The following is a 550-nucleotide window of genomic DNA, read 5'->3' as shown; positions in this document are numbered from 1 at the left end:
TAGAACCGGACGTGCGCAATTTACGCATCCGGCTCCCCGATTTCGCACACGTTACACTGTCGGATGGACGACTCGCGGACGTGGCAGGAGAAACCACGGGCACCGCTTGAGTGCCTCCCATGTGACCTTTCCCTTTTGGCTCCGGCGACTCAGTGACCGATACCAATACCATTGGACAGCATAGCCGACGCGCCCCAGAGCAGCGGTCGTGTGCGGCACGCCGAAGTATTGGTAGAATCCCCGTATCTTGGCGTGAAGCACCCGCGCTTGCGCGCGTGGGCGGTCATGCTGGTGCACCCGTAGCCACTGTTTGACCTCCTGCAGAAATTTCTGGCGGCTTTTCGGGCTCGGGAGCCGGACAACGGCCATTCGACCGTGTCGGTCGTGGCTGAGATGGTGCCGGAACCCAAGGAAGTCAAAATGGTGCGGGTACGGCTGGTTGGCACGCCAATGGCGCCGTCCGAAGGGAATCAGCCGCGTCTTCTCCTCAGCCAGTGTCAAGGCGAACTTCCGCATCCGTTGGGGTAGCGCTCGGAGAAATCGTCGCGCG

General features: G+C 61.5%; 1 protein-coding gene. It reads right to left on the bottom strand.

Translation table 11 applies throughout. The annotated features are described in order from the left end of the window. Positions 1 to 51 precede the first annotated feature (51 nt). The coding region (locus tag HIJ39_RS23370) for a group II intron maturase-specific domain-containing protein (RefSeq protein WP_275107416.1) at positions 52 to 550 on the bottom strand (499 nt) is incomplete at its 5' end.

Source organism: Sulfobacillus harzensis, from assembly GCF_012933365.1.
In the GTDB taxonomy this organism is placed as follows: domain Bacteria; phylum Bacillota; class Sulfobacillia; order Sulfobacillales; family Sulfobacillaceae; genus Sulfobacillus_B; species Sulfobacillus_B harzensis.
The sequence above is the reverse complement of the archived record's forward strand: the minus strand, read 5'-3'. Positions and strand labels throughout refer to the sequence as shown.